The organism is Candidatus Epulonipiscium viviparus, from assembly GCF_000171335.1.
GTDB classification, from domain to species: domain Bacteria; phylum Bacillota; class Clostridia; order Lachnospirales; family Cellulosilyticaceae; genus Epulonipiscioides; species Epulonipiscioides viviparus.
In genome coordinates, this window is sequence record NZ_ABEQ01000037.3 from 1 (window position 1) to 20,673 (window position 20,673).

Consider the following 20,673-nt stretch of genomic DNA (forward strand, 5'->3'; position numbering starts at 1 on the left):
AGCTGCTGCAAATCGAGCGTATCTTGTTCGTTTAAACTGTTCATTGGTTATTCCTTTAAATTATATTAATTCGGTTCTGAGTCGGCTGCCAGTGGTAACAGACATTTGTCGAATTTGTGACATCTCTCTAACTTTTTTCTCTATGCTAGTGATATCTAAATTTTGTCCTAGTATATTGAGAACGGCATGTTTGCTTTTACCGGGTTTAATTTCGATGCAATTTTGCGTGCAGTTTATGCTATAAAGTTTGTCTCCAGCGAGTGCGTAGCCCTTGATACGAAAAATTTCATCATTTTGAAGAATATAATCGATGAGTTCTAAAATATTATCGTACGTTTTGAGCCTTGCCATAAAGAAGTGATTTTCAATTAAATTTAAGTGACATTCATTTATGGCAGTATGAGGGCATTCGCTGCGACCAGCACTTGAGAGAGCGTGCATATCATTATCTGTTAAATCTATCCAATTTTTGGTATATACATCAATTTTGGATAAATCAAAGTTTGTATTTTTGGAAGAAACAAATTTGGTAAGATCTATAATAGTAGAATCTATTTCTGCTTCTGTATATGATTGCGTATCGCTAACTACGATAGCGCCAGTAGAATAAAAATGAGATAAGAAAATGTGTTCATAGGCTTCGGTGGCAAATTTCATAAAATCTGGCTTTACAATAGTGACGATACTATTTAAAATACAATTCTTTGCAATTTGAGGATTATTCCAAAGTGAAAAAAACGTATCTAAATTGTATATTCCAGAAGGTTCGATAATAACTCTATCAAAGCCCTGCTGAACAGCCTCTAGGATAAATGCAATCAGCTTTTCTTTTTGGGTGCAACACACACAGCCACCAGAAATCTCGGTAACCTCTAGCTCGTTTTCTCGTAAGAAAGCTCCGTCTATTCCAGCCAAGCCAAATTCATTTTCTATAATCAAGATTTTTTCGCCAAATTCACGTAAATATAAAGCATATTTGGTAATAAAAGTGGTTTTTCCTGCTCCTAAAAATCCTGTTATAATATCGATATTCATAAAATAATCCTTTCTGTCTTTAAGACTATATGACTAAATATTTGCATTATAATTAAATAGTTGATGACGAAACTAATTATACGCTAATTTTGGAAATTTTAAAATACTTTTTTTTATTGGGTGCCTTGAATAGAAATTTGTTAATGGTAAACTAGTGTAGTAATCTAATATTTTGTAGGAGGAATGCCATGCAAACTGAAATAGCAATATTGCAATATCTAGAGTCTATTAGAACACCATTTCTAAATATGCTAATTGAAACCGGTACATTTTCGGCAGAGCTCATTTTTCTGGGAGCTATAATTGTGGCGCTATATTGGTGTGTGGATAAAGACTTTGCGTATAAGCTGGTTTTTATTGTGTTAGTGAATGCACTGCTAACAAGTTGCATTAAAGCTATCGTTAGAAAGCCGAGGCCGTTTGAATTAGGAATCGTTCGACCGCTTAGAGTGCACACTGCATCAGGATACTCGTTTCCAAGTGGACATACGTCGACGGCCGCAAGTTTTTGGGGTGGAGCATATTCATTAATAAAAAATAAAAGCATGTTGATAGTTGCAGTTATAATGACGCTCTTTGTTGGGTTTACGAGACTATACTTAGGAGTACATTTTCCGATTGATGTTATAGGAGGCATTTTGGTGGGAATAATTAGCATCATTATTGCCAATTATATAATAGCAAATGATAAGTGGCTGTTGTGGATATTGGGGTTTTTGACCTTAATGGCTTTGGTGTTTCCGGTATCAGAAGAAGTGATGATGTCTATAGGAAGCTTATTTGGATTGGTTAGTGGAGTTGCTTTCGAAAAAAAATACGTTGATATGAAAGTTCAGACCACATTTAAAAATCAGATTGCTAAAATAATTATAGGCATTGTTGGAACAGGGCTGATTTATGTAGCGATAGAAGCAACGACATTGGATATAAAGATTGTAGATATAATTAAATACATTTTGCTAATTTGGTATGTAACAGCTGGTGCTCCATATATTTTCAAAAAGTTAAAAATTGCCTAATTGGGAAGGAGAAGTGAAAATGATAGAAATAACAAAAAATTTATTTTGGGTTGGTGCAAAAGATCCTCAGCTGCGAGTGTTTGATATAATAATGGAAACAGAATTTGGAACAACATACAACTCGTATTTGCTAAAGAACAAATCTGACGATGGGAAAAATGCATTTGTATTATTTGAAACTGTGAAAGATAAGTTTTTTGATGAGTTTTTGGCAAGATTAAAAGAAGATGTAGAAAATCTGAGTGACATTAAATATTTGGTGGTAAATCACACAGAGCCAGACCATTCGGGATCGGTTATGCAATTATTGGCGTTATTACCAGATATAACCATTATTAGCTCTGCAATAGCGAAGAAGTATCTGGAAAATATCGCTAATAAGCCATTTAACCATATGGCTGCCAAAGAAGGTGTTGCMATAAAGTTGGGCTCGCATACGCTGGAGTTTAAGAACGTTCCTCAGCTACATTGGCCAGATACGATATACACTTATATAGTAGAGGAAAAAACGTTAGTTACGTGTGATTCATTTGGTGCGCACTATTCAAGCGATAAATGTTTCTACAGCCAGCTATCTGATAAGGAAATTRYAGATTTTGATAAGGCATATCARTATTATTACAATATGATTATGGGACCATTTAAACCATTTGTATTAAAGGCYTTGGATAAGATAGCAGATTTAGAGATACAATTTGTGGCGCCGGGGCATGGACTAATTTTTGATGCGTCAAATTTTTGTAAATATAAAGAGTTGTATAGAAAATGGTCTGAAGAAACCGTGCAGAAAGACCTAGATGTTGTAATTGGTTATGTATCAGCATATGGATATACAAAAAAGATTGCAGAGAAGATAGAGGCAGTTGTAACGGCAGCAGGCAAAAAAGTGGAGTCGATAGACCTTGCCACGTATGATATAGCAAAGTTTATGGCAAAGGTGAGCTCGTCTAGCGCGCTGTTACTTGGCTCTCCTACGATAGTGGCAGAAGCATTGCCTCAAATTTGGCAAGTATTATCGTCTTTGAATGCTATTTTAAATAAAGGCCTAACTGTTGGAGCATTTGGTTCGTATGGTTGGAGTGGTGAAGCCGTAAAAAATATTAGCGACCGATTCACTCAGCTAAAACTGAAGCAGCCCGTGGCTCCGCTATCGATTATTTTTAATCCCTCAGATACAGATATGGAGAAGATAGAAACTTTTGCAGGAGCAATTTTGGAAAGTTTATAGAAAAAATACTCCGAGGCTAAATGAATAGCTTGGGAGTATTTATTTTTTTCCTGTTTATTGATCGGAGTAAGAGTCATTTGATACTCTGCCAAATAAGGTCAGAGCATAAATCCCACATATTCCGATTATGGCGTAAATAACTCGGCTTACCCAACTTGCCCATCCACCAAAAATTAGTGAAATCAAATCAAATTGGAAAAAGCCTATTAAGCCCCAGTTAATCGCACCAATGACCACAAGGGTCAAAGCTATATAATCGAAAGTTCTAGTGTTCATAATAACTGCCACCTTTCTTTTATCTTGCGATAATAGTAGTATAAGCAGAAAAATAAAAAATAATCATATATTATGATGGAAGTTTGCACCAATTGGAGAGAAGCTATGCCGTATAACAGATACAGTAATTATTTAAAAAATAAATTTAATGAAAAAGTATATAAAGTAACAATAAACCAGCCGTTGACATGTCCCAATAGAGATGGAAACTGCGGCATAGGAGGGTGTGCCTACTGCGGTGAAAAGGGAGTTGCATTTGAGACACCAGATGCGACGGTTGATATAAAAACTCAGCTAAACGAGAATATTTCAGTGATAGGTAAAAAATATAACGCAAACAAATTCATAGCGTACTTTCAAAACTATAGTAATACGTATATGTCGCTTGCAGATTTTCGAAATATGTTAGAGCAAGTGGAGCATCCAGATGTGGTTGGAGTGAGTATTTCTACCAGACCAGATTGTATTAATGAGCAATATTTGGAAGTATTGGATGAATTTGGCAAAAAGACTGGCTATGATATATGTGTGGAGCTGGGGCTGCAAACAGTCAATTATCATACGTTAGCCAAAATAAATCGGGGGCATTCTCTGGCTGAATTTATAGACGCAGTATTGCGGATCCAAAAATATGGATTTGAAACAGTAGTGCATCTGATTTTAAATTTGCCCTGGGATTCTATAGCAGATGTGATAGAGAGTGCCAAAGTAGTGAGCGCCTTAAATCTGACGCATGTAAAACTGCACGCACTATATTTAGTTAGGGACACAATGATGGGGGATCAATTTTTGAATGGTGAATTTGAGTTGATTTCTGCAGAGGAATATAAAGAGCGAGTGATCACCTTTCTTAGATATCTAAAAGAAGATATTGTGGTACAAAGAATTATTGGACGTGTGCCAGAAGATTATGCGTTGTTTGCAAACTGGGGAACAAGCTGGTGGAAGATTCACGATGAAATTATAGTACAAATGACGGCTAATAATTTTAAGCAGGGTGATTTATGCGATTATTTAAATGGCAAAGCTCTAAAAAATAAAGTGTTTGAAGGAGTAAAAAATGAAGACGGAAGATAAGTTGCCGCAAAAATTTAAAGAGAATATGCAGAAGCTGTTGGGTTCAGAATATAGTGCCTATATAGAATCATTTGATAAGCCTATATATAAGGGAATACGCATAAACACTAGCAAAGTGACAAACTGGGAAGCAATTAGTCCGTTTGCGGAAATGGAAGCGGTGCCATGGTGCGCAGAGGGCAGGTATTATGCAGATGAGCGACCGGCAAAGCATCCATATTATGCAGCGGGGTTGTATTATATTCAAGAACCTAGTGCGATGGCAGTGGCAGCGTTGTTACCGATAGAAAAAGATGATCGTGTGTTGGATTTGTGTGCGGCACCAGGAGGAAAGAGTACGCAAGTTGTCGCAAAGCTGGGGCCGAAAGGAGTTTTGGTAGCGAACGATATAAGCTTTTCTAGGGCAAGAACCTTAGAGAAAAATTTGGAGGGCTTTGGTGCTAAAAACACGATGATTGTAAGTGAAGATCCAAAGAAATTAGCAAAATTATGGGCAAATTATTTTGATAAAATAATTATTGATGCGCCATGTTCTGGTGAAGGGATGTTTAGAAAAGATGAAAAAGCTATTAAAAGTTGGGAAAATTTTGAGATAGATCATTTTTGTCAAATACAAACAGAAATTTTGGAAAGTGCAGCAAAGATGTTAAAGACGGGAGGGATGATGGTGTATTCGACGTGCACCTTTGCAACAGCAGAAAATGAAAGTTGCATTGAACAATTTTTAGAAACACACGCTGATTTTGAAAGTGTAGCGGTGGAGATCAAAAATGGATTATCTGATGGTTTTGGCAACATAGGTGCGGTGAGATTGTGGCCGCATAAAATAAAGGGTGAAGGACATTTTGTATGTTTACTTATCAAAAAATTGGGTAATAATGTATTTGATAAATATATCAAGCTTTCGAAGCGAATTAAAGATTATCCAGAGGCAAATTTATTTTTTAAAGAAAACACATCGATAAAYTTAGATGAATATGTGGTGAAAAATAATAATAGCCTATATTTGGTTTCTGCAAATATGCCGGCAAACGAAAAGATCAGAACATTGCGCAGYGGGTTGTATTTGGGAGACATAAAATCTGGGAAGTTTATTCCGTCGCATGCATTGGCTATAGCATACGATAAAAGTGTGTTTAAAAATACCATAAATTACCAATCTGCTGATATAGAAGTTACAAAATATTTAAAGGGTGAAACATTATTTGCAGATGTATGTAATGGATATTATGTGATATGCGTGGATAACTTTCCTATAGGCTGGGCAAAAGCGGTGAATGGAATATTGAAAAATAAATATCCTGCAAGTAGGGCTGTGTTATAAAAATAATCGAAAAGAGGCACTAATATGAATTATGAGGCAGTAATTTTTGATCTAGATGGTACGTTGATTGATTCCATGTGGGTATGGGAACAAATTGATATAGAGTTTTTACAAAAAAAGGGATATGTTATTGATGAGGCAGCGATAAATCAGATAGAGGGAGCAGGCTTTACAGAAACTGCGGAGTTTTTTAAGAAACACTTTAATTTGGCAATGAGTGTAGAAGAAATTAAGGAAACCTGGCGAGAGATGGCAATCAAAATGTATGTGGAGCGCGTAGACCTAAAAAATGGTGCCAAAGAGTTTTTGGAGTTTTTGAAAGCACATAATGTGAAAATGGCAATAGCAACAAGCAACGGACGTGAGATCGTGGAGGCAATATTAGAAAAACATGATATAGCAAAGTTTTTTGAGACTGTTGTAACCTCCTGCGATGTGGAAAAAGGTAAGCCGCATCCATTTGTATATCTGAAAACTGCAGAAATTTTGGAAGTGGCCCCTAGCAGATGCTTGGTATTTGAAGACGTGCCAAACGGAATTATAGCAGGAAAGAATGCAGGAATGACGGTTTTTGGAATAGAAGATGCGCAGAGAGAAGATGCAAAAAGACGAGCCAAAGATCTGTGTGATCGATGGGTTATGGACTATAATGAAGTGATAGATATTTTGAAGGAGTAGACTATGTTTTTAGCGGTAGATACAAAAGATTTGGAAGAAAGAAATATAAAAGAAGTGGACTTTGTTATAGTAACAGGAGATGCCTATGTAGATAGCCCATCATTTGGGACAGCAATCATTGGACATACATTGGAAAGATTTGGATATTCGGTGGCGGTGATATCGCAGCCAGAATGGAAGGACTGTGAAGATTTTAGGAGATTTGGAAAACCGCGACTGGGATTTTTAATTAATTCAGGAAATATGGATTCTATGGTAAATCATTATACGGTCAATAAGAAGCGCAGAAAAAAAGATGCCTATACGGCGGGGGGAGCAACAGATAAGCGCCCTGATCGAGCAGTAATAGTGTATTCAAATTTGGCCAGATCAGCATATAAAGATGTACCGATCATAATAGGAGGCATTGAAGCAAGCTTGAGAAGATTTTCGCATTACGATTATTGGGAAGACAAAGTGAGAAAATCGATATTGATAGACTCGGGAGCTGACTTGTTACTGTATGGAATGGGTGAGAGGTCGATAATAGAATTGGCACAGGCATTGGAAAGTGGAATTGCAATAACAGATCTAACATATATAAAAGGGAGCGTTTTTAAGACGAGGTTCCCCGAAATGGTATATGAGGCAGAGCGGTTGCCATCGTTTTCAGAAGTGGTAGCAGATAAAGTTAAATTTGCAAAGAGCTTTGTGATTCAAGAAGAAAATGCTGATCCGTATCGTGGAAAACCGCTTATGGAAGAGTATGAAAAAGGTTGGTATGTAGTACAAAATCCGCCGACAGAACCGCTTAATACTCTAGAGCTCGATGATGTATATGAGATGCAATTTGAAAATAAACCGCATCCTATGTATAAAGAAGAGATAGCGGCGGCGATAGAAACGCAATTTAGTATAACAAGCAATAGAGGGTGTTTTGGCAGCTGCAGCTTTTGCGCATTAACATTTCATCAGGGTAGAATAGTGAGCGGCCGTAGTACAGAATCGATGGTGAGAGAAGCAACAAAAATGACGCAGCATCCAGATTTTAAGGGATATATTCATGATGTTGGAGGGCCTAGTGCAAATTTTATGGCCCAGCAATGTAAAAACATAAGCAAAAGAGGGACATGCAAAGACAGGAAGTGTTTGTATCCTGAGCCGTGTAAAGTTCTTGATGTAGATCATGAAAAGTATATGAATACGCTTAGAAAATTGAGAAATTTGGATGGAGTTAAGAAAGTATTTATACGCTCGGGAATACGATATGACTATTTGCTACAAGATAAAAATAGTAAAAAAATAATTAAAGAGATAGCAGATAACCATGTAAGTGGGCAACTGAGAGTGGCGCCAGAGCATATTGCCGAGAATACGCTTAGATATATGAGAAAGCCTAAAAAAAATATTTATGAACGGTTTGTTTCTGAATTTAACAATGCTTCGAAAGATAGTAATAAAAAGCAATATGTAGTTCCGTACTTTATGAGTTCGCATCCAGGAACAACGTTAGCGGATGCAATTGAGTTAGCAATATATTTTAAAAAAAATGGTCAAAACCCAGAACAAGTTCAAGATTTTTACCCAACTCCTTCGACACTCGCAACCTGTATGTTTTATACTGGACTAAACCCCTACACATTAGAAACTGTATATGTACCAAAATCTAGCAAAGACAAGGCGATGCAGCGTGCGCTACTGCAGTTTAATAAAAGAGAAAATAAGGCTTTGGTTTATGAAGCGCTAAAATTAGCAAAAAAAGAAAAGATAGCTGGATATTTATTAAAAAATTAGTGTGTAGTATGTATAAATTTTTCTTAATATGGCAATTAATTATATATTAACGCTATTAAAGGGGAAGTTTTTTAATTGTCAGAAGTCTCCTACGTATCAATATAGGAGGGAGTAATTCACTATGATACCACATGAAAGGTTAGTAGAAGATGGTGCATGCGAACTTAGTGACATAGATCTGATGACAATATTATTGCATAATGGAATCGCCGATCAAAGTGTTAGGGATTTGGCAAAGTTATTACTAACCGATAAACATGGTGAAATTCAGTTAAAAACTCTTAAAGATTTAAAATATGATACGCTTAAGTCTATAAAGGGAATTGGGAAAATGAAGGCAATTCAATTGGTGGCTATTGTGGAAATAGCAAAGAGACTTCATGTGCCAAAGCCAATGCAATTGATAGATTTAAAAAATCCTGAAGATGTTGCAGGTCTTTTTGTAGAAGAATTCGAAAATAAGTTTCAAGAGATGTTTTATGCATTGTATTTAGATAGTAAATTGGGATTGATTAAAAAGCATTGCATTTCGATAGGAACATTAAATATGACAATTGTGCATGCTAGAGATGTGTTTAGGCCTGCAATCGAAGTTTGTGCAAATTCCTTAATAGTGGTTCATAATCACCCGAGTGGAGATCCTGAGCCAAGCAAACAAGATATTACAATAACTAGAGATCTGCAATTTGTGGGTGAAGTGATAAAAATCCCCCTTCTTGACCATGTAATAGTAGGAGATGGAGACTTTAGGAGTTTGAGACAGATGGGGATACTCGAAAATCAGAAAAATATTTTATAAAACAATGGAGGAAATTATGTTTGGTAAAGACATGGGAATAGATTTGGGAACGGCTAACACTCTAGTTTTTGTGAAGGGGCGTGGCATAGTTGTAAACGAGCCATCTGTTGTGGCTATTAAAGAAAGAACGAATCAAATTTTGGCAGTTGGAGATGAAGCAAAACAGATGATAGGGCGTGTGCCTGGAAATATTGTAGCGATTAGACCGCTTAGAGATGGAGTAATTGCAGATTTTAATACTACAGAGGCAATGATTAGATACTTTATAGGCAAAGCACAAAAGCAATCATTTTTTTCGATAAAGCCGCGAGTTATTGTGTGTGTGCCATCTGGCGTTACCACCGTGGAGCGTCGAGCGGTAGAGGAGGCAACGATTAAGGCCGGGGCAAAGCAGGCTCTTATAATGGAAGAGCCAATGGCGGCAGCGATAGGGTCAAATCTTCATGTAGAAGAGCCAAATGGAAATATGGTTGTGGATATAGGTGGTGGAACTACAGATGTGGCGGTTATATCTTTGGGAGGGATTGTTTCTAGCAAATCGCTAAGGATAGCAGGAGACGAGTTTGATGAATACATTGTTTCTTATATAAAGAAAGAATATAATTTAATGATAGGTGAAAGAACTTCGGAGCAAATAAAGATGACTATTGGTGCAGCATTAGAGTCGGAAATAGATGCAAAAACTATGGAAATTAGAGGACGAGATTTGGTAACAGGCTTGCCAAAAATTTTGTCTATATCTTCGGGAGAAATAACGAATGCAATCAAAGAGCCAGTTACAGCAATTGTAGAAGCGATAAAAGCTACATTAGAAAAAACTCCACCAGAACTTGCGGCAGATATTATGGAAAGCGGAATCGTTTTAACAGGAGGCGGAGCATTGCTTAGTGGACTTGATGTATTAATAAGCCTAGAAACAGGGATGCCTGTTAGAGTGGCCGACGAGCCTTTGGACTGTGTGGCGAGAGGAACAGGGCTTGCTTTAGAAAATATTGAAAAATGGTCGGGTTTGTTTGAAGATGATAAGTAAGAAATAGGGGATTGAAATATGAAATTGCCATCAAAATTGAATAAAAAACTTGCTATTATTATAGCCAGTGCCTGTATAATGATGTCAGTTATTATCAGAGTGGGCAATTACTATAATATTCCAATATTAGGGACTATTGATGATCTGATAACTTATCCTGTAGAAAAGAGTATAAACGTTGTGCAAAATAAATTACATTTCATCTTGAGTTACTTTGAAAATATAAATAAAAAAGATCATTATATCAAAAATTTAGAGTATGAAAATGAAAAGCTTTTGTATGAAAAYGTTAAAGCAGGAGTGCTGGAAAAAGAAAATACGCTTTTAAAAGGGCTATTAAATATACAAGATAGGTATGAAGATTATCCTGGATCGGGAGCTAATGTAATAGGTAAGGATCCAGGTAATTGGTATAAATCATTTACCATTGATAAAGGAAATATAGCAGGGATATATAAACATGATATTGTGTTGGCTAATGGAGGATTAGTGGGTGTGATAAATGATAGCGGTCCATTGTCATCGACAGTGCTTTCGATTATTGATGATAGAAGTTCTATAAGTGTGGAGATCATTAGAACAAAGGATACAGGAATTTTAAATGGACAAATTGAATTGTCAAATAAAGGGCTTGCAGCTTTGGAGGTAGATATAAATGCAGACATCGTGGTGGGTGATCAGATAATAACGTCACATATTAGCGATAAATTTCCACCGGGAATTTTAGTGGGAGAAATTGTAAATGTTATAGAAACAAATAATGGATTGGTCAGGAATGCGATAGTTAAGCCGACTGTAGATTTTGAGTTGCTTAGGTATGTGTTTTTAATAAAAAAAAATGAGGAATTTGAGTGAAATTGCGATGGTTTATTACAGTAAGTATATTAGTGCTAGCTTTTACATTACAAAATACTCTTGGTGATTTTGTGAGAATTGCAGGTGTATCGCCAAATTTTTTGACTATGATAGTGGTTGCGTTTTCTTTACTGCGTGGAAAGAATGAAGGAACTATAATAGGTTTTTTTGGTGGAGTGATATATGATATATCGTATAGCTATATATTTGGAATTTATAGTGTGAGTTATATGATAATTGGACATATGTGTGGAAAGTTACATCATTTTTGTTACAGAGAAAATAAAATCTTGCCAATTATGTGTACCGGCTTGTCGAGTTTATTTCTTAGTAGTGTGAATATTTTGAGATTTATTTTAATAGGGAATATCAATTTTTCATATTTTTATTTTGATATGATGTTACCAGAACTTTTATACACTACCGTACTTACTTTAATAATATATAGATCTATATATTTTATAAATGATAAATTGGAAAACCAAGAAAAAAAGTCACGCAATTTGTTTTAAATATTGTATAAGGAGGAGGGATATGAAAAAATTAATTAAGTTACTTAGTGATCGATTGATCATAATGATGACAGGAATAATAGTTTTATTTTTGGCAATATTATTGCGATTTTATAAATTGCAAATAATAGATTCCGATAGATATGTAAATAAGGTTCAGGCTAGTGTTGAAAGAACTGTAGAGGTGGAGGCAACAAGAGGTTTAATATATGATCGATACGGTAAGGTGCTTGCAAGTAATGAGCCGATTCATGTGATTAAGATCGATTTGCAGGTGCGTCAAACTCAAGCTGAGCTGAATGATGTAATATTGGAGCTGTTAAAGTTATTGAGAAAAAATGGCGATACATTTATTGACAATATGCCAATTTCTAAAGAAGCGCCTTTTAACTATACTTCAAGTTTTTGGGCAATAAATAGATTTATGTATTCTATTCCGTATAATGGCGAAGCACAGCGACAGGAATTATTGAAAAAATCAGCGACAGAAATTATCGAATATTTGAAAGATGAGTATAACATTTCGGACGAAATAAGTGACGCAGATGCGAGGGATATTATAGCGATAAGGACCACGATGTATCCCTATTCTTATAGGCAATATAATTCGCCCATAGTTGCAACGAATGTTTCGGAGCTCAGTGCAGCGTATATAACAGAGAACTATACTCAGTATCCAGGCGTTATTACAGAATTTAATGCAAAACGAGTCTATGAATATGGTGAAATTATTGGAAACATAATAGGATACACAAGAACTATGACAGATAGCTTGTATAAGGAGCTAAAAGACAAAGGCTATAATGAAGACGATGTTGTAGGTCATGAAGGAATCGAAAAATCTATGGAAGAGGTATTGCGTGGAACAAATGGAACTTCACTTATAGAAGTAGATACGCTGGGACGAAAGGTAAATACTATTTCGGAGAGCACAGCTATTAAGGGAAACGATATTTTTTTGACAATCGATATAGATTTACAACAGCAGGTTTTTGATAGCATAGAAAAAAGATTGAGTGAAGCTTTGATTGTGCGTTTGGAAGGTGCCAAAAAAGGTGTTAAAGATATTTCGTCTAGAGAGATGCTTATTTCTATGATTGAAAGCAGTCAATTGCTAGTTAATAAGATGGAGATAGCGCCTAAAGATAGTATGAGCAGAAAGATATATGAGACGTTACTGAATGAGTATATTAATTTAAATAGTTTGGTGCAAGAGGAGATGACACTACAAGACTTATTATTGCAATGGGTAACTGATGGAAATTCTCCAATAACAGATAAGCAAATTATTTTGGCGATGCATGAGCAAGGGTCGCTTTATCTAACAAAAAAGACGATTGATGATATATGGCAAAATCCAAGAGGCGACGGAAAAGATATTTTAATTGAACAGTTAAAAAACGGATATCTAAAGCCATCTCAAATGGCAATAGATCCCTTTAGTGCAGCGGCTGCGGTAGTGGATGTAAATACTGGCGAAGTGCTTGCTATGGTTGGGTATCCCTCTGTAGATAGTAGCGAGTTGACAAACGACTTTAATAACTATTATAATACATTACTTGATGACAGAAGTATGTTATGGAACAGATCTATTATGACGGTTAAGGCTCCGGGCTCGATATTTAAAATGGTAACGGCGGCAGCTGGTTTAGAAGAAGAAGTAATAACACCGCATGATCATATAAATTGTACAGGATTATACACAAAGTCGGGCGACCCAGCTCCAGCATGTTGGATATATCCCATTACTGGTGGAGGACATGGGGAAGTAGATTTGCAAAAGGCACTTGAGGTGTCGTGTAACTATTACTTTTTTGAAGTGGCGCATAGATTGGGTATCAAATATAAAGAAACTTATGGAGGAATAGACTCGTTAACACAATATGCAGAAATGTTTGGATTATCAAAACCCACAGGCATCGAGCTTCCAGAAAAAGCTCCCAATATTTCAACACCAGAGACAGTTGTTAGTCAAAGTATAAGCAATGTTTTGCAAGGTCTAAAAAATATGAGTGAAGAAAGCTTAAACAGAAAAGTTGAAGATGTTGCTAGTATGCTGAAAAAAGATTTGTTTACTGATGATTTTTATCACTTGGATGATATAGAAAATGAGGCATTATATTTAGCGAGGTATCAAACGGATAGAAATATGGAACCAATAGTGATTTCAACTATGGGAGAGCAGATAAATGAAATTGTGGAAACAGCTTTTTATAGCATTCAAGGATATTTGCAACTAAATATTGATAATATGTTAAATGTTATAATAGAGGATACAATGAACAACGTAGAATCTATGACATTAAAAACAAAAGCTAAAAAAGCGCTGAAAAACCAATTGCTTACAATGATTGGGGACATTACATTAAATGCGATTGACACGAATACGATGGATATAGAAATAAATAGCATAATAGAAGTGTATCAAGATGCTTATGCAGAGTTATATGAAGATGAGCTTGATAAAAATAAAAATCCTGAATTGATTAATTTTTTATACAATGAATTAGTAAATATTGAATCTCTCGGTAATAAATATAAAGAAATTGTTAAAGAACAAATAGGGTATGGGTTAGTAGATAATTTGGGAGATTATTTACTGCAGAAYACAAATATTCAATGGGATGAAGGCGTAACTATAAGAACGGCAATTGGACAAGGATATAATGCATTTTCACCTATACAAATGGCCAGATATGTCGCTGCAGTAGCTAATGGAGAAAATGTATATGATTTAAAAATAGTAGGTGGGGTATTTGATAATAAGCAAACACAAAAATATTTGACAACAGCTAACAAAATTAGTGGTACTTTAGATATTAAAGATGAACATATACAAGAAATTCAAAAAGGTATGCTAAGAGTGACACAAGGATCTAGTGGAACTAGTAGAATGTTGTTTAATGGGTTTCCGATTGATGTTGCAGGAAAAACAGGAACAGCAGAAGAAGCGAATCATACACATAGTTGGTTTGCAGGTTTTGCACCAGCAGATAACCCTCAGATAGTTGTTGTTACATCTGTTTATAACGAGGATAATCTAGGAAGCTTTGGTAGTCAGATTGCAAAAGATGTGTTTGCATCTTATTTTAAAGTAGATGAGAGTGAGAATTTAGATACATTAGGGGATGAGTTTTTGTATTAAGAAAAGGTGATATAAATGAGTACAGATAATTGTGTTATTTTTAAGGGACGATCAGACAGTATTTCAGTTATTTTAGATAGAGCGATAGATTTTGAAAATATTATTACGGCATTTGCCAAAAAATTATCAAATAATATGAGTTCTTTGGAAAACTCAAAAATTATTATGAATATTGAAGGTAGAAAATTGGATAAAACTCAGAAAGAAATTTTGTTAGAAATGTTGCTTAGCAAAAACATTACACAAGTTTCATTTAAGGATAATGAKACTAATAAAAATAATTTACCTACACAAATAGTGAAAAAAGTTATAAACAATAACAAAGAAATTAAATATTCACATACTGGCTACTGGTCAGGGATTTTGCGCTCTGGGCAAGAGATTATTTTTGAAGGAAATGCTATTGTAATAGGGGATGTAAATCCGGGAGCGATAATACGAGCTCGTGAAAATATAATTGTACTTGGAAATTTGAATGGCAGAGCTTTTGCGGGAGAAAATCTTTTGCGTGAAAAGTCTTATATAATAGCTTATGGAATGAATCCTGAGCAGATTGGTATAGGTGAGTATATAGCAAATGCTCCGCAAGATGGAAGAAAATTTGTGGGATTAAATGTGCCAGAAATGGCATATTTGGATAATGGTAATATTCATATTGAGAAGATAGATGCGAAGCTTATGCAATTTATATAAAAATAAAAAATAGGAGTTAACCAATGAGTCAAGTAATAGTAGTTACATCAGGAAAAGGCGGAGTAGGAAAAACTACTAGCACCGCAAATATAGGAACCGCACTTAGCATGTTAGGTAAGAAAGTAGTTTTGGTAGACGGTGATACAGGGCTTAGAAATTTGGACGTTGTAATGGGTCTTGAAAATAGGATAGTATACAATGTTGTAGATGTTATTGAAGGAAAATGTAGACTGAGACAAGCTTTGATTCCCGACAAAAGGTTTAAAGATTTATATTTGTTACCAACTGCTCAAACAAGAGAAAAAGATGCCATAAAACCAGAGCAAATGAAAAAGTTGTGTGATGAGCTAAGAGAAGATTTTGAGATTATTATAGTGGATTGCCCGGCTGGGATTGAACAGGGCTTTAAAAATGCAATAGCGGCGGCAGATAAAGCGGTGGTAATTACAACTCCAGAGGTATCTGCAATACGTGATGCAGATAGAATTATAGGGTTGTTGGGTGCTAGTGGTATAAAAGATATAAGTTTGGTTATTAATAGACTGCGTAAAAAAATGGTAGATAAAGGGGACATGATGGATGTAGATGCAGTAACAGAGATATTGGCAATTGATTTAATTGGTGTTGTTCCTGATGATGAAAGTATTGTGATTACAACGAATAAGGGGGAGCCTGCTGTTGGAAAAAACAACTCACAAGCTGGGTTGGCTTTTACTAATATAGCGAGAAGATTGGCTGGAGAAAATGTGCCTTTTCTAGATTTATCGAAAGAAATTTCATTTAAAGCAAAAATTAGAAAAATATTTTTTGGCTAAAGATACTTATAGAATGGAGTGAAAAAGGTGGATTTTAGTCAGTTGTTTAAAAGAAAAGCATCAGCAGGAGCCGTCGCCAAAGACAGATTAAAATTATTATTGATTCACGATAGAATGAATTGCTCGTCTGCAGTAATGGAAATGATGAAAGCAGATATTGTGGCAGTTATATCAAAATATATGGAAATCGATGCCGATGAACTCAATATTCAATTATTAACTATTAGTGGAGATGAATATTCAGAAAATATTTCTATGTTATCCGCCAATATTCCTGTACAAAGACTAAAGATTTAAAGGGGAAAAGGTATTGTTTAATAAGAAAATTGCACTTAAAAATCTAGATGTTGTTCTTATTGTATTAATGTGTGCGCTAATTGCTATTGGAATTTTGGCAATCAGTAGTGCCACATCGTTCTCTGGAGATTTGACACCTCTCGTTAAGCAAATTATATTTTTCGTAATTGGATTGATATTAATGACGATAGTAACGTTAATAGACTATAGAAAAGTGGGAGAGCATTATGTTATAATATACGTTGTAATGAATGTGATTTTACTAGCTGTATTAATATTTGGAGTTGCGAACAAAGGTGCGAGAAGATGGATAAATTTAGGATTTATTGAGATACAACCTTCTGAATTTGCAAAAATAATTATAATTTTTTGTACTGCCAAACTTATTTCACTAAAAAATGAAAAGATAAATTCTGTAATCACGATAGGAAAAATACTTTTATTTCAATTTGTTCCTTTTATTTTAATAAATAGACAGCCAAATTTGTCAACTAGTATTGTCATATTGACTTTATTAGTGGTACAATTGTTTGTCAGCAATCTTAAGCTTAAATATATTTTTTCAACAGCATTGATTGGATTGGTCATTATTTGTATYGGTGTTGGATATATAATAAAAAATCCTAATCAACAAATTATAGATAACTATCAGCGTGATAGAATTGTGGCTGCGTTTTCGGGAGGAGATTCACAAAGCGAATCTTATCAAACCAGTCGATCTATTGATGCTATAGGTTCTGGTGGGTTATACGGAAAGGGGATCTATAAAGGAGCAATAAGTCAGCTAAATTATTTACCAGAATCGCATAATGATTTTATAGTAGCAAATATTGCAGAAGAATTTGGGTTTTATGGTATTATTGCACTGCTTGCTATTATATTGTTATTCATATTTAGAGGATTATATTTAGCTCGAAATTTGATTGATGATTTTGGCAAGTTCATTATTGTAGGATATATGGGCATGATTGCGGCCCAATCCTTTATAAATTTTGGTGTCGTAACAGGATTGCTACCAAACACAGGGTTGACTCTTCCTTTTGTAAGTTATGGAGGTAGTTCGTTATGGGCTAATATGATAGGTATGGGACTTGTTTTAAGCGTTATATTAAATAAAGAAGAGATGATATTTTAGGAAGGGGAAAGACTTATGAATATTGGATTGGTAGCGCATGATGCAAAAAAGAAATTGATGGAGAACTTTACTATTGCGTACAGACACATTTTAGCAAAGCATGACTTGTACGCAACGGCAACAACGGGAAGATTGATAGAAGAAGCAACAAACTTGACGATTTATAAATATTTGGCAGGACATTTGGGAGGTGTTCAACAAATTGGAGCTCAAATTTCTCACAACCAAGTTGATATGGTTATATTTTTGAGAGATCCGTTGGGGCAAAAACCACATGAGCCAGACAGCTCCACTCTAGAAAGACTTTGTGACATCCATAATATTCCAATTGCAACAAACTTGGCAACAGCGGAGTTGTTGGTTAAGGCGTTAGATCGTGGAGATTTAAGTTGGAGAGAAGTAATACGATAGATTTGTGGGCGCGGGAGGGTCTCCCGTGTCCATTTTATAATTTTAGGAGAATAATATGGAAATTTTGAAAAAGGTTGATAAGCCTGCTAGGTATATAGGCGGCGAATTAAATAGTTATGATAAAGATTTGGATAAAATAGATATACATTTTGCGTTTGCRTTTCCGGATGTATATGAAGTTGCGATGAGTCATTTGGGAATGCACATTTTGTATCAGTTTTTGAATAGACGAGAAGATACGTTTTGCGAGAGAGTGTTTGCTCCGTGGGTTGATATGGAAGAGCAGATGAGAAAAAATCAGGTGGAGTTGTTTGGGTTAGAATCAAAAACGCCGCTTTCGAAATTTGACTTTGTGGGATTTACACTGCAATATGAAATGAGTTACACAAATATTTTGAATATGTTAGARCTTGCTAATATTCCTGTATTTGCAGAGCAAAGAACCGATGCGCATCCGCTAGTTATTGCTGGTGGGCCGTGTGCGTATAATCCCGAACCGTTGGCGCCGTTTGTAGATTTCTTCTACTTGGGTGAGGGTGAGGTTTTATATGACGAAATATTAGATATGTATAAACAATATAAAAAAGAAGGCAAAAGCAAAGATCAATTTTTGGAAGCCATGCTACAAATTGATGGGATATATGTTCCGAAGTTTTATGAAGTTGAATATAACGAAGACGGTACTATCAAAAAACGTGTTGCGACTAATGTAGCTGCACGCAACGTAATTAGCAAAGTCGTGGTAAATGATATGGATGCGCTATATTATCCCGATACGCAGGTGATTCCATGGATTCAGGCAGTTTTTGATAGAGTAACATTGGAGATGTTTAGGGGGTGCTTAAGAGGCTGCAGGTTTTGCCAGGCAGGAATGATTTATAGGCCGGTGAGAGAAAAATCGAAGGAAACATTGCTTAAGTATGCCAAAAATTTGATAGCCAGTACTGGATATGAGGAAATTTCGTTGGCATCATTGAGTACTAGTGATTATAAAGATTTGGAAGAATTTGTAGACGAATTGCTAGGGATTTGCTCAGAAAATATGGTTAATATTTCATTGCCATCGCTCAGAGTAGACAAATTTTCGCTAGAGCTGATGCAAAAGATTCAGGAGGTTCGCAAAAGCTCGTTGACATTTGCACCCGAGGCTGGAACGCAGCGACTTCGCGATGTTATCAACAAAAATATTGTGGAATCGGAAGTTTTGGATGGATGCAGACTTGCATTTAGCGGTGGGTTTAGCAGAGTTAAACTATATTTTATGTTAGGATTGCCAACAGAAACTCTAGATGATGTTTTTGGTATTGCTAATTTATCAGAAGAAGTTGCGCGCACATATTATAGCTTGGATAAGGCAGATAGAGCGGGGTCACTAAGCTTGGTTGTAAGCACTTCTTGTTTTGTACCAAAAGCTTTTACACCATTTCAGTGGGAGGCTCAAGATACTGCAGAAGAGTTTATGAAGAAACATATGCTGTTAAAGAATGCGATAAAACGTAAATCGATTAAGTATAATCATCATGATGCGAAGACGAGTATACTGGAGGCGGTGATCGCTAGAGGAGATAGGCGTGTGGCAAACTTAATTTATGAAGCGCATAGGTTGGGCTGCAAATTTGATGGATGGAGCGAACATTTTAAAGAAGAGTTATGGCTGGAGGCTGCTAGAATTAGTGGGGTAGATTTCTCGTTTTATGCGCATAGAAAAAGAGACTATGCCGAAAACTTGCCGTGGGATTTCATTGATATTGGCGTGCGCAAGGAATTTTTAATTGCAGAAAGTAAGAAAGCTTATGAAGGAATTACGACGCCTCAATGTAGAGAAATGTGTTCGGGCTGTGGTGCCAACAAATTTAGTGGAGGTGTATGCTATGAGAATTAGAGCAAAATTTACCAAAATTGGAAATGTAAAATTTGTAGGACATCTGGATACTGTAAGGCTGTTTCAGCGTGCCATAAAGGTTGCCGGTATTCCAATAGCATACTCAGAAGGGTTCAATCCACATTCTAAAGTATACTTTGCTTTACCATTGCCAGTGGGGATGGAGAGCGTTGGAGAATATATAGAAATCAAGACTAAGACGGACGTTGCTCCAGCAGATCTGAAAGACAGTCTAAATGCAGTATTGCCAAAGGGCATCGAATTGCTAGACTGCGACGAGGCAGAAGAGGGAGCACCAACGCTGATGAGCCAGGTTGATGCCGCAATATATGAGATTATTATAAAAAATTTAGATAACGCAGATAAAATTGTAAATGTATTAGAGCAACCTAGCATTGTTATTGCAAAGCGAAATAAGAAAAAAAAATGGGTGGAGCAAGAGATCAAGCCGCTCATTTTAGATTATGCTATTACAGAAGATGAAGAGGGCATTATTTTAACTGCAAAGATAAAGGCAGGAAGTCGATCAAATTTAAATCCGGAGCTAATGCTTAAGGCTATCTTTGGTAGCGAATTTGAAAATATAACTTATGACATAAAAAGGAAAAAGCTGTTTTTAGTGTAGAAAAATAAATTATTGAAATAGCAGTGAAATGCGTAAAATGCTGCTATTCCAATAACAATTGCTG

20 protein-coding genes are annotated in these 20,673 nt (G+C 35.6%); 18 read left to right on the forward strand and 2 right to left on the reverse strand.

Translation table 11 applies throughout. The features are described from left to right. Positions 1-60: 60 nt before the first annotated feature. Positions 61-1,035 carry a GTP-binding protein gene (locus tag EPU_RS06575; RefSeq protein WP_010167855.1) on the reverse strand — a complete coding sequence of 325 codons (975 nt, stop codon included), beginning with the start codon at positions 1,033-1,035 and terminating at the stop codon, positions 61-63. Between the two features lie 188 nt (positions 1,036-1,223). On the opposite strand from EPU_RS06575, the gene EPU_RS06580 reads away from it, so the two are divergent. Both EPU_RS06580 and EPU_RS11785 read left to right on the forward strand, forming a co-directional pair. Beyond that, positions 1,224-2,054, forward strand: coding sequence for a phosphatase PAP2 family protein (locus tag EPU_RS06580; protein ID WP_010167856.1), 831 nt, complete (start codon positions 1,224-1,226; stop codon positions 2,052-2,054). Positions 2,055-2,073: 19 nt separating this feature from the next. Further along, on the forward strand, positions 2,074-3,282 hold the full coding sequence (locus tag EPU_RS11785) for an FprA family A-type flavoprotein (RefSeq protein ID WP_052296476.1): 1,209 nt from the start codon (positions 2,074-2,076) through the stop codon (positions 3,280-3,282). A gap of 54 nt (positions 3,283-3,336) precedes the next feature. On the opposite strand, the gene EPU_RS06590 is transcribed toward EPU_RS11785, so the two are convergent. After that, entirely contained in the window at positions 3,337-3,558 is a 222-nt protein-coding gene (locus EPU_RS06590; protein ID WP_010167859.1) for a DUF378 domain-containing protein, read from the reverse strand. 105 nt (positions 3,559-3,663) lie between these two features. On the opposite strand from EPU_RS06590, the gene mnmL reads away from it, so the two are divergent. The 16 genes from mnmL (at position 3,664) to EPU_RS06670 (ending at position 20,609) form a co-directional block, all read left to right on the forward strand. Beyond that, positions 3,664-4,635 (forward strand): tRNA modification radical SAM protein MnmL/YtqA, encoded by a 972-nt coding sequence (mnmL, locus tag EPU_RS06595; RefSeq protein WP_010167861.1) that lies wholly within the window; start codon positions 3,664-3,666, stop codon positions 4,633-4,635. Beyond that, positions 4,619-5,959: an RsmF rRNA methyltransferase first C-terminal domain-containing protein gene (locus tag EPU_RS06600; RefSeq protein WP_029488158.1), complete on the forward strand. Its 1,341-nt coding sequence runs from the start codon at positions 4,619-4,621 to the stop codon at positions 5,957-5,959. Before mnmL ends, EPU_RS06600 begins: the two co-directional genes overlap by 17 nt. Positions 5,960-5,983: 24 nt before the next feature. Next, positions 5,984-6,637: an HAD family hydrolase gene (locus EPU_RS06605; protein WP_010167864.1), complete on the forward strand. Its 654-nt coding sequence runs from the start codon at positions 5,984-5,986 to the stop codon at positions 6,635-6,637. A 3-nt stretch (positions 6,638-6,640) separates the two neighbouring features. Continuing rightward, positions 6,641-8,410: a YgiQ family radical SAM protein gene (locus EPU_RS06610; RefSeq protein ID WP_010167866.1), complete on the forward strand. Its 1,770-nt coding sequence runs from the start codon at positions 6,641-6,643 to the stop codon at positions 8,408-8,410. A 121-nt stretch (positions 8,411-8,531) separates the two neighbouring features. Continuing rightward, complete coding sequence (gene radC, locus EPU_RS11790) at positions 8,532-9,209, forward strand: RadC family protein (RefSeq protein ID WP_010167867.1); 678 nt, start codon at positions 8,532-8,534, stop codon at positions 9,207-9,209. A 16-nt stretch (positions 9,210-9,225) separates the two neighbouring features. Continuing rightward, positions 9,226-10,239 (forward strand): rod shape-determining protein, encoded by a 1,014-nt coding sequence (locus EPU_RS06620; protein ID WP_010167870.1) that lies wholly within the window; start codon positions 9,226-9,228, stop codon positions 10,237-10,239. Positions 10,240-10,257: 18 nt separating this feature from the next. After that, a complete protein-coding gene (gene mreC, locus EPU_RS11795; RefSeq protein WP_052296477.1) occupies positions 10,258-11,094 on the forward strand; it encodes a rod shape-determining protein MreC in 837 nt (278 codons plus the stop codon). Beyond that, entirely contained in the window at positions 11,091-11,606 is a 516-nt protein-coding gene (gene mreD / locus EPU_RS06630) for a rod shape-determining protein MreD (protein WP_010167873.1), read from the forward strand. Before mreC ends, mreD begins: the two co-directional genes overlap by 4 nt. A gap of 22 nt (positions 11,607-11,628) precedes the next feature. Next, positions 11,629-14,751 carry a penicillin-binding transpeptidase domain-containing protein gene (locus EPU_RS06635; RefSeq protein ID WP_029488159.1) on the forward strand — a complete coding sequence of 1,041 codons (3,123 nt, stop codon included), beginning with the start codon at positions 11,629-11,631 and terminating at the stop codon, positions 14,749-14,751. A 15-nt stretch (positions 14,752-14,766) separates the two neighbouring features. Next, positions 14,767-15,444 carry a septum site-determining protein MinC gene (locus EPU_RS06640; protein ID WP_010167876.1) on the forward strand — a complete coding sequence of 226 codons (678 nt, stop codon included), beginning with the start codon at positions 14,767-14,769 and terminating at the stop codon, positions 15,442-15,444. 23 nt (positions 15,445-15,467) lie between these two features. After that, positions 15,468-16,259, forward strand: a complete 792-nt coding sequence (minD, locus tag EPU_RS06645) for a septum site-determining protein MinD (protein WP_010167878.1) — start codon at positions 15,468-15,470, stop codon at positions 16,257-16,259. Positions 16,260-16,286: 27 nt separating this feature from the next. Continuing rightward, positions 16,287-16,556 (forward strand): cell division topological specificity factor MinE, encoded by a 270-nt coding sequence (minE, locus tag EPU_RS06650; protein ID WP_010167879.1) that lies wholly within the window; start codon positions 16,287-16,289, stop codon positions 16,554-16,556. Positions 16,557-16,569: 13 nt separating this feature from the next. Beyond that, positions 16,570-17,691, forward strand: coding sequence for an FtsW/RodA/SpoVE family cell cycle protein (locus EPU_RS06655; RefSeq protein WP_029488160.1), 1,122 nt, complete (start codon positions 16,570-16,572; stop codon positions 17,689-17,691). Positions 17,692-17,706: 15 nt separating this feature from the next. Continuing rightward, complete coding sequence (gene mgsA, locus EPU_RS06660; protein ID WP_010167883.1) at positions 17,707-18,102, forward strand: methylglyoxal synthase; 396 nt, start codon at positions 17,707-17,709, stop codon at positions 18,100-18,102. Positions 18,103-18,157: 55 nt separating this feature from the next. Continuing rightward, positions 18,158-19,984, forward strand: coding sequence for a TIGR03960 family B12-binding radical SAM protein (locus EPU_RS06665; RefSeq protein ID WP_029488161.1), 1,827 nt, complete (start codon positions 18,158-18,160; stop codon positions 19,982-19,984). Next, positions 19,974-20,609: a TIGR03936 family radical SAM-associated protein gene (locus EPU_RS06670; RefSeq protein ID WP_010167887.1), complete on the forward strand. Its 636-nt coding sequence runs from the start codon at positions 19,974-19,976 to the stop codon at positions 20,607-20,609. Before EPU_RS06665 ends, EPU_RS06670 begins: the two co-directional genes overlap by 11 nt. Positions 20,610-20,673: the final 64 nt, after the last annotated feature.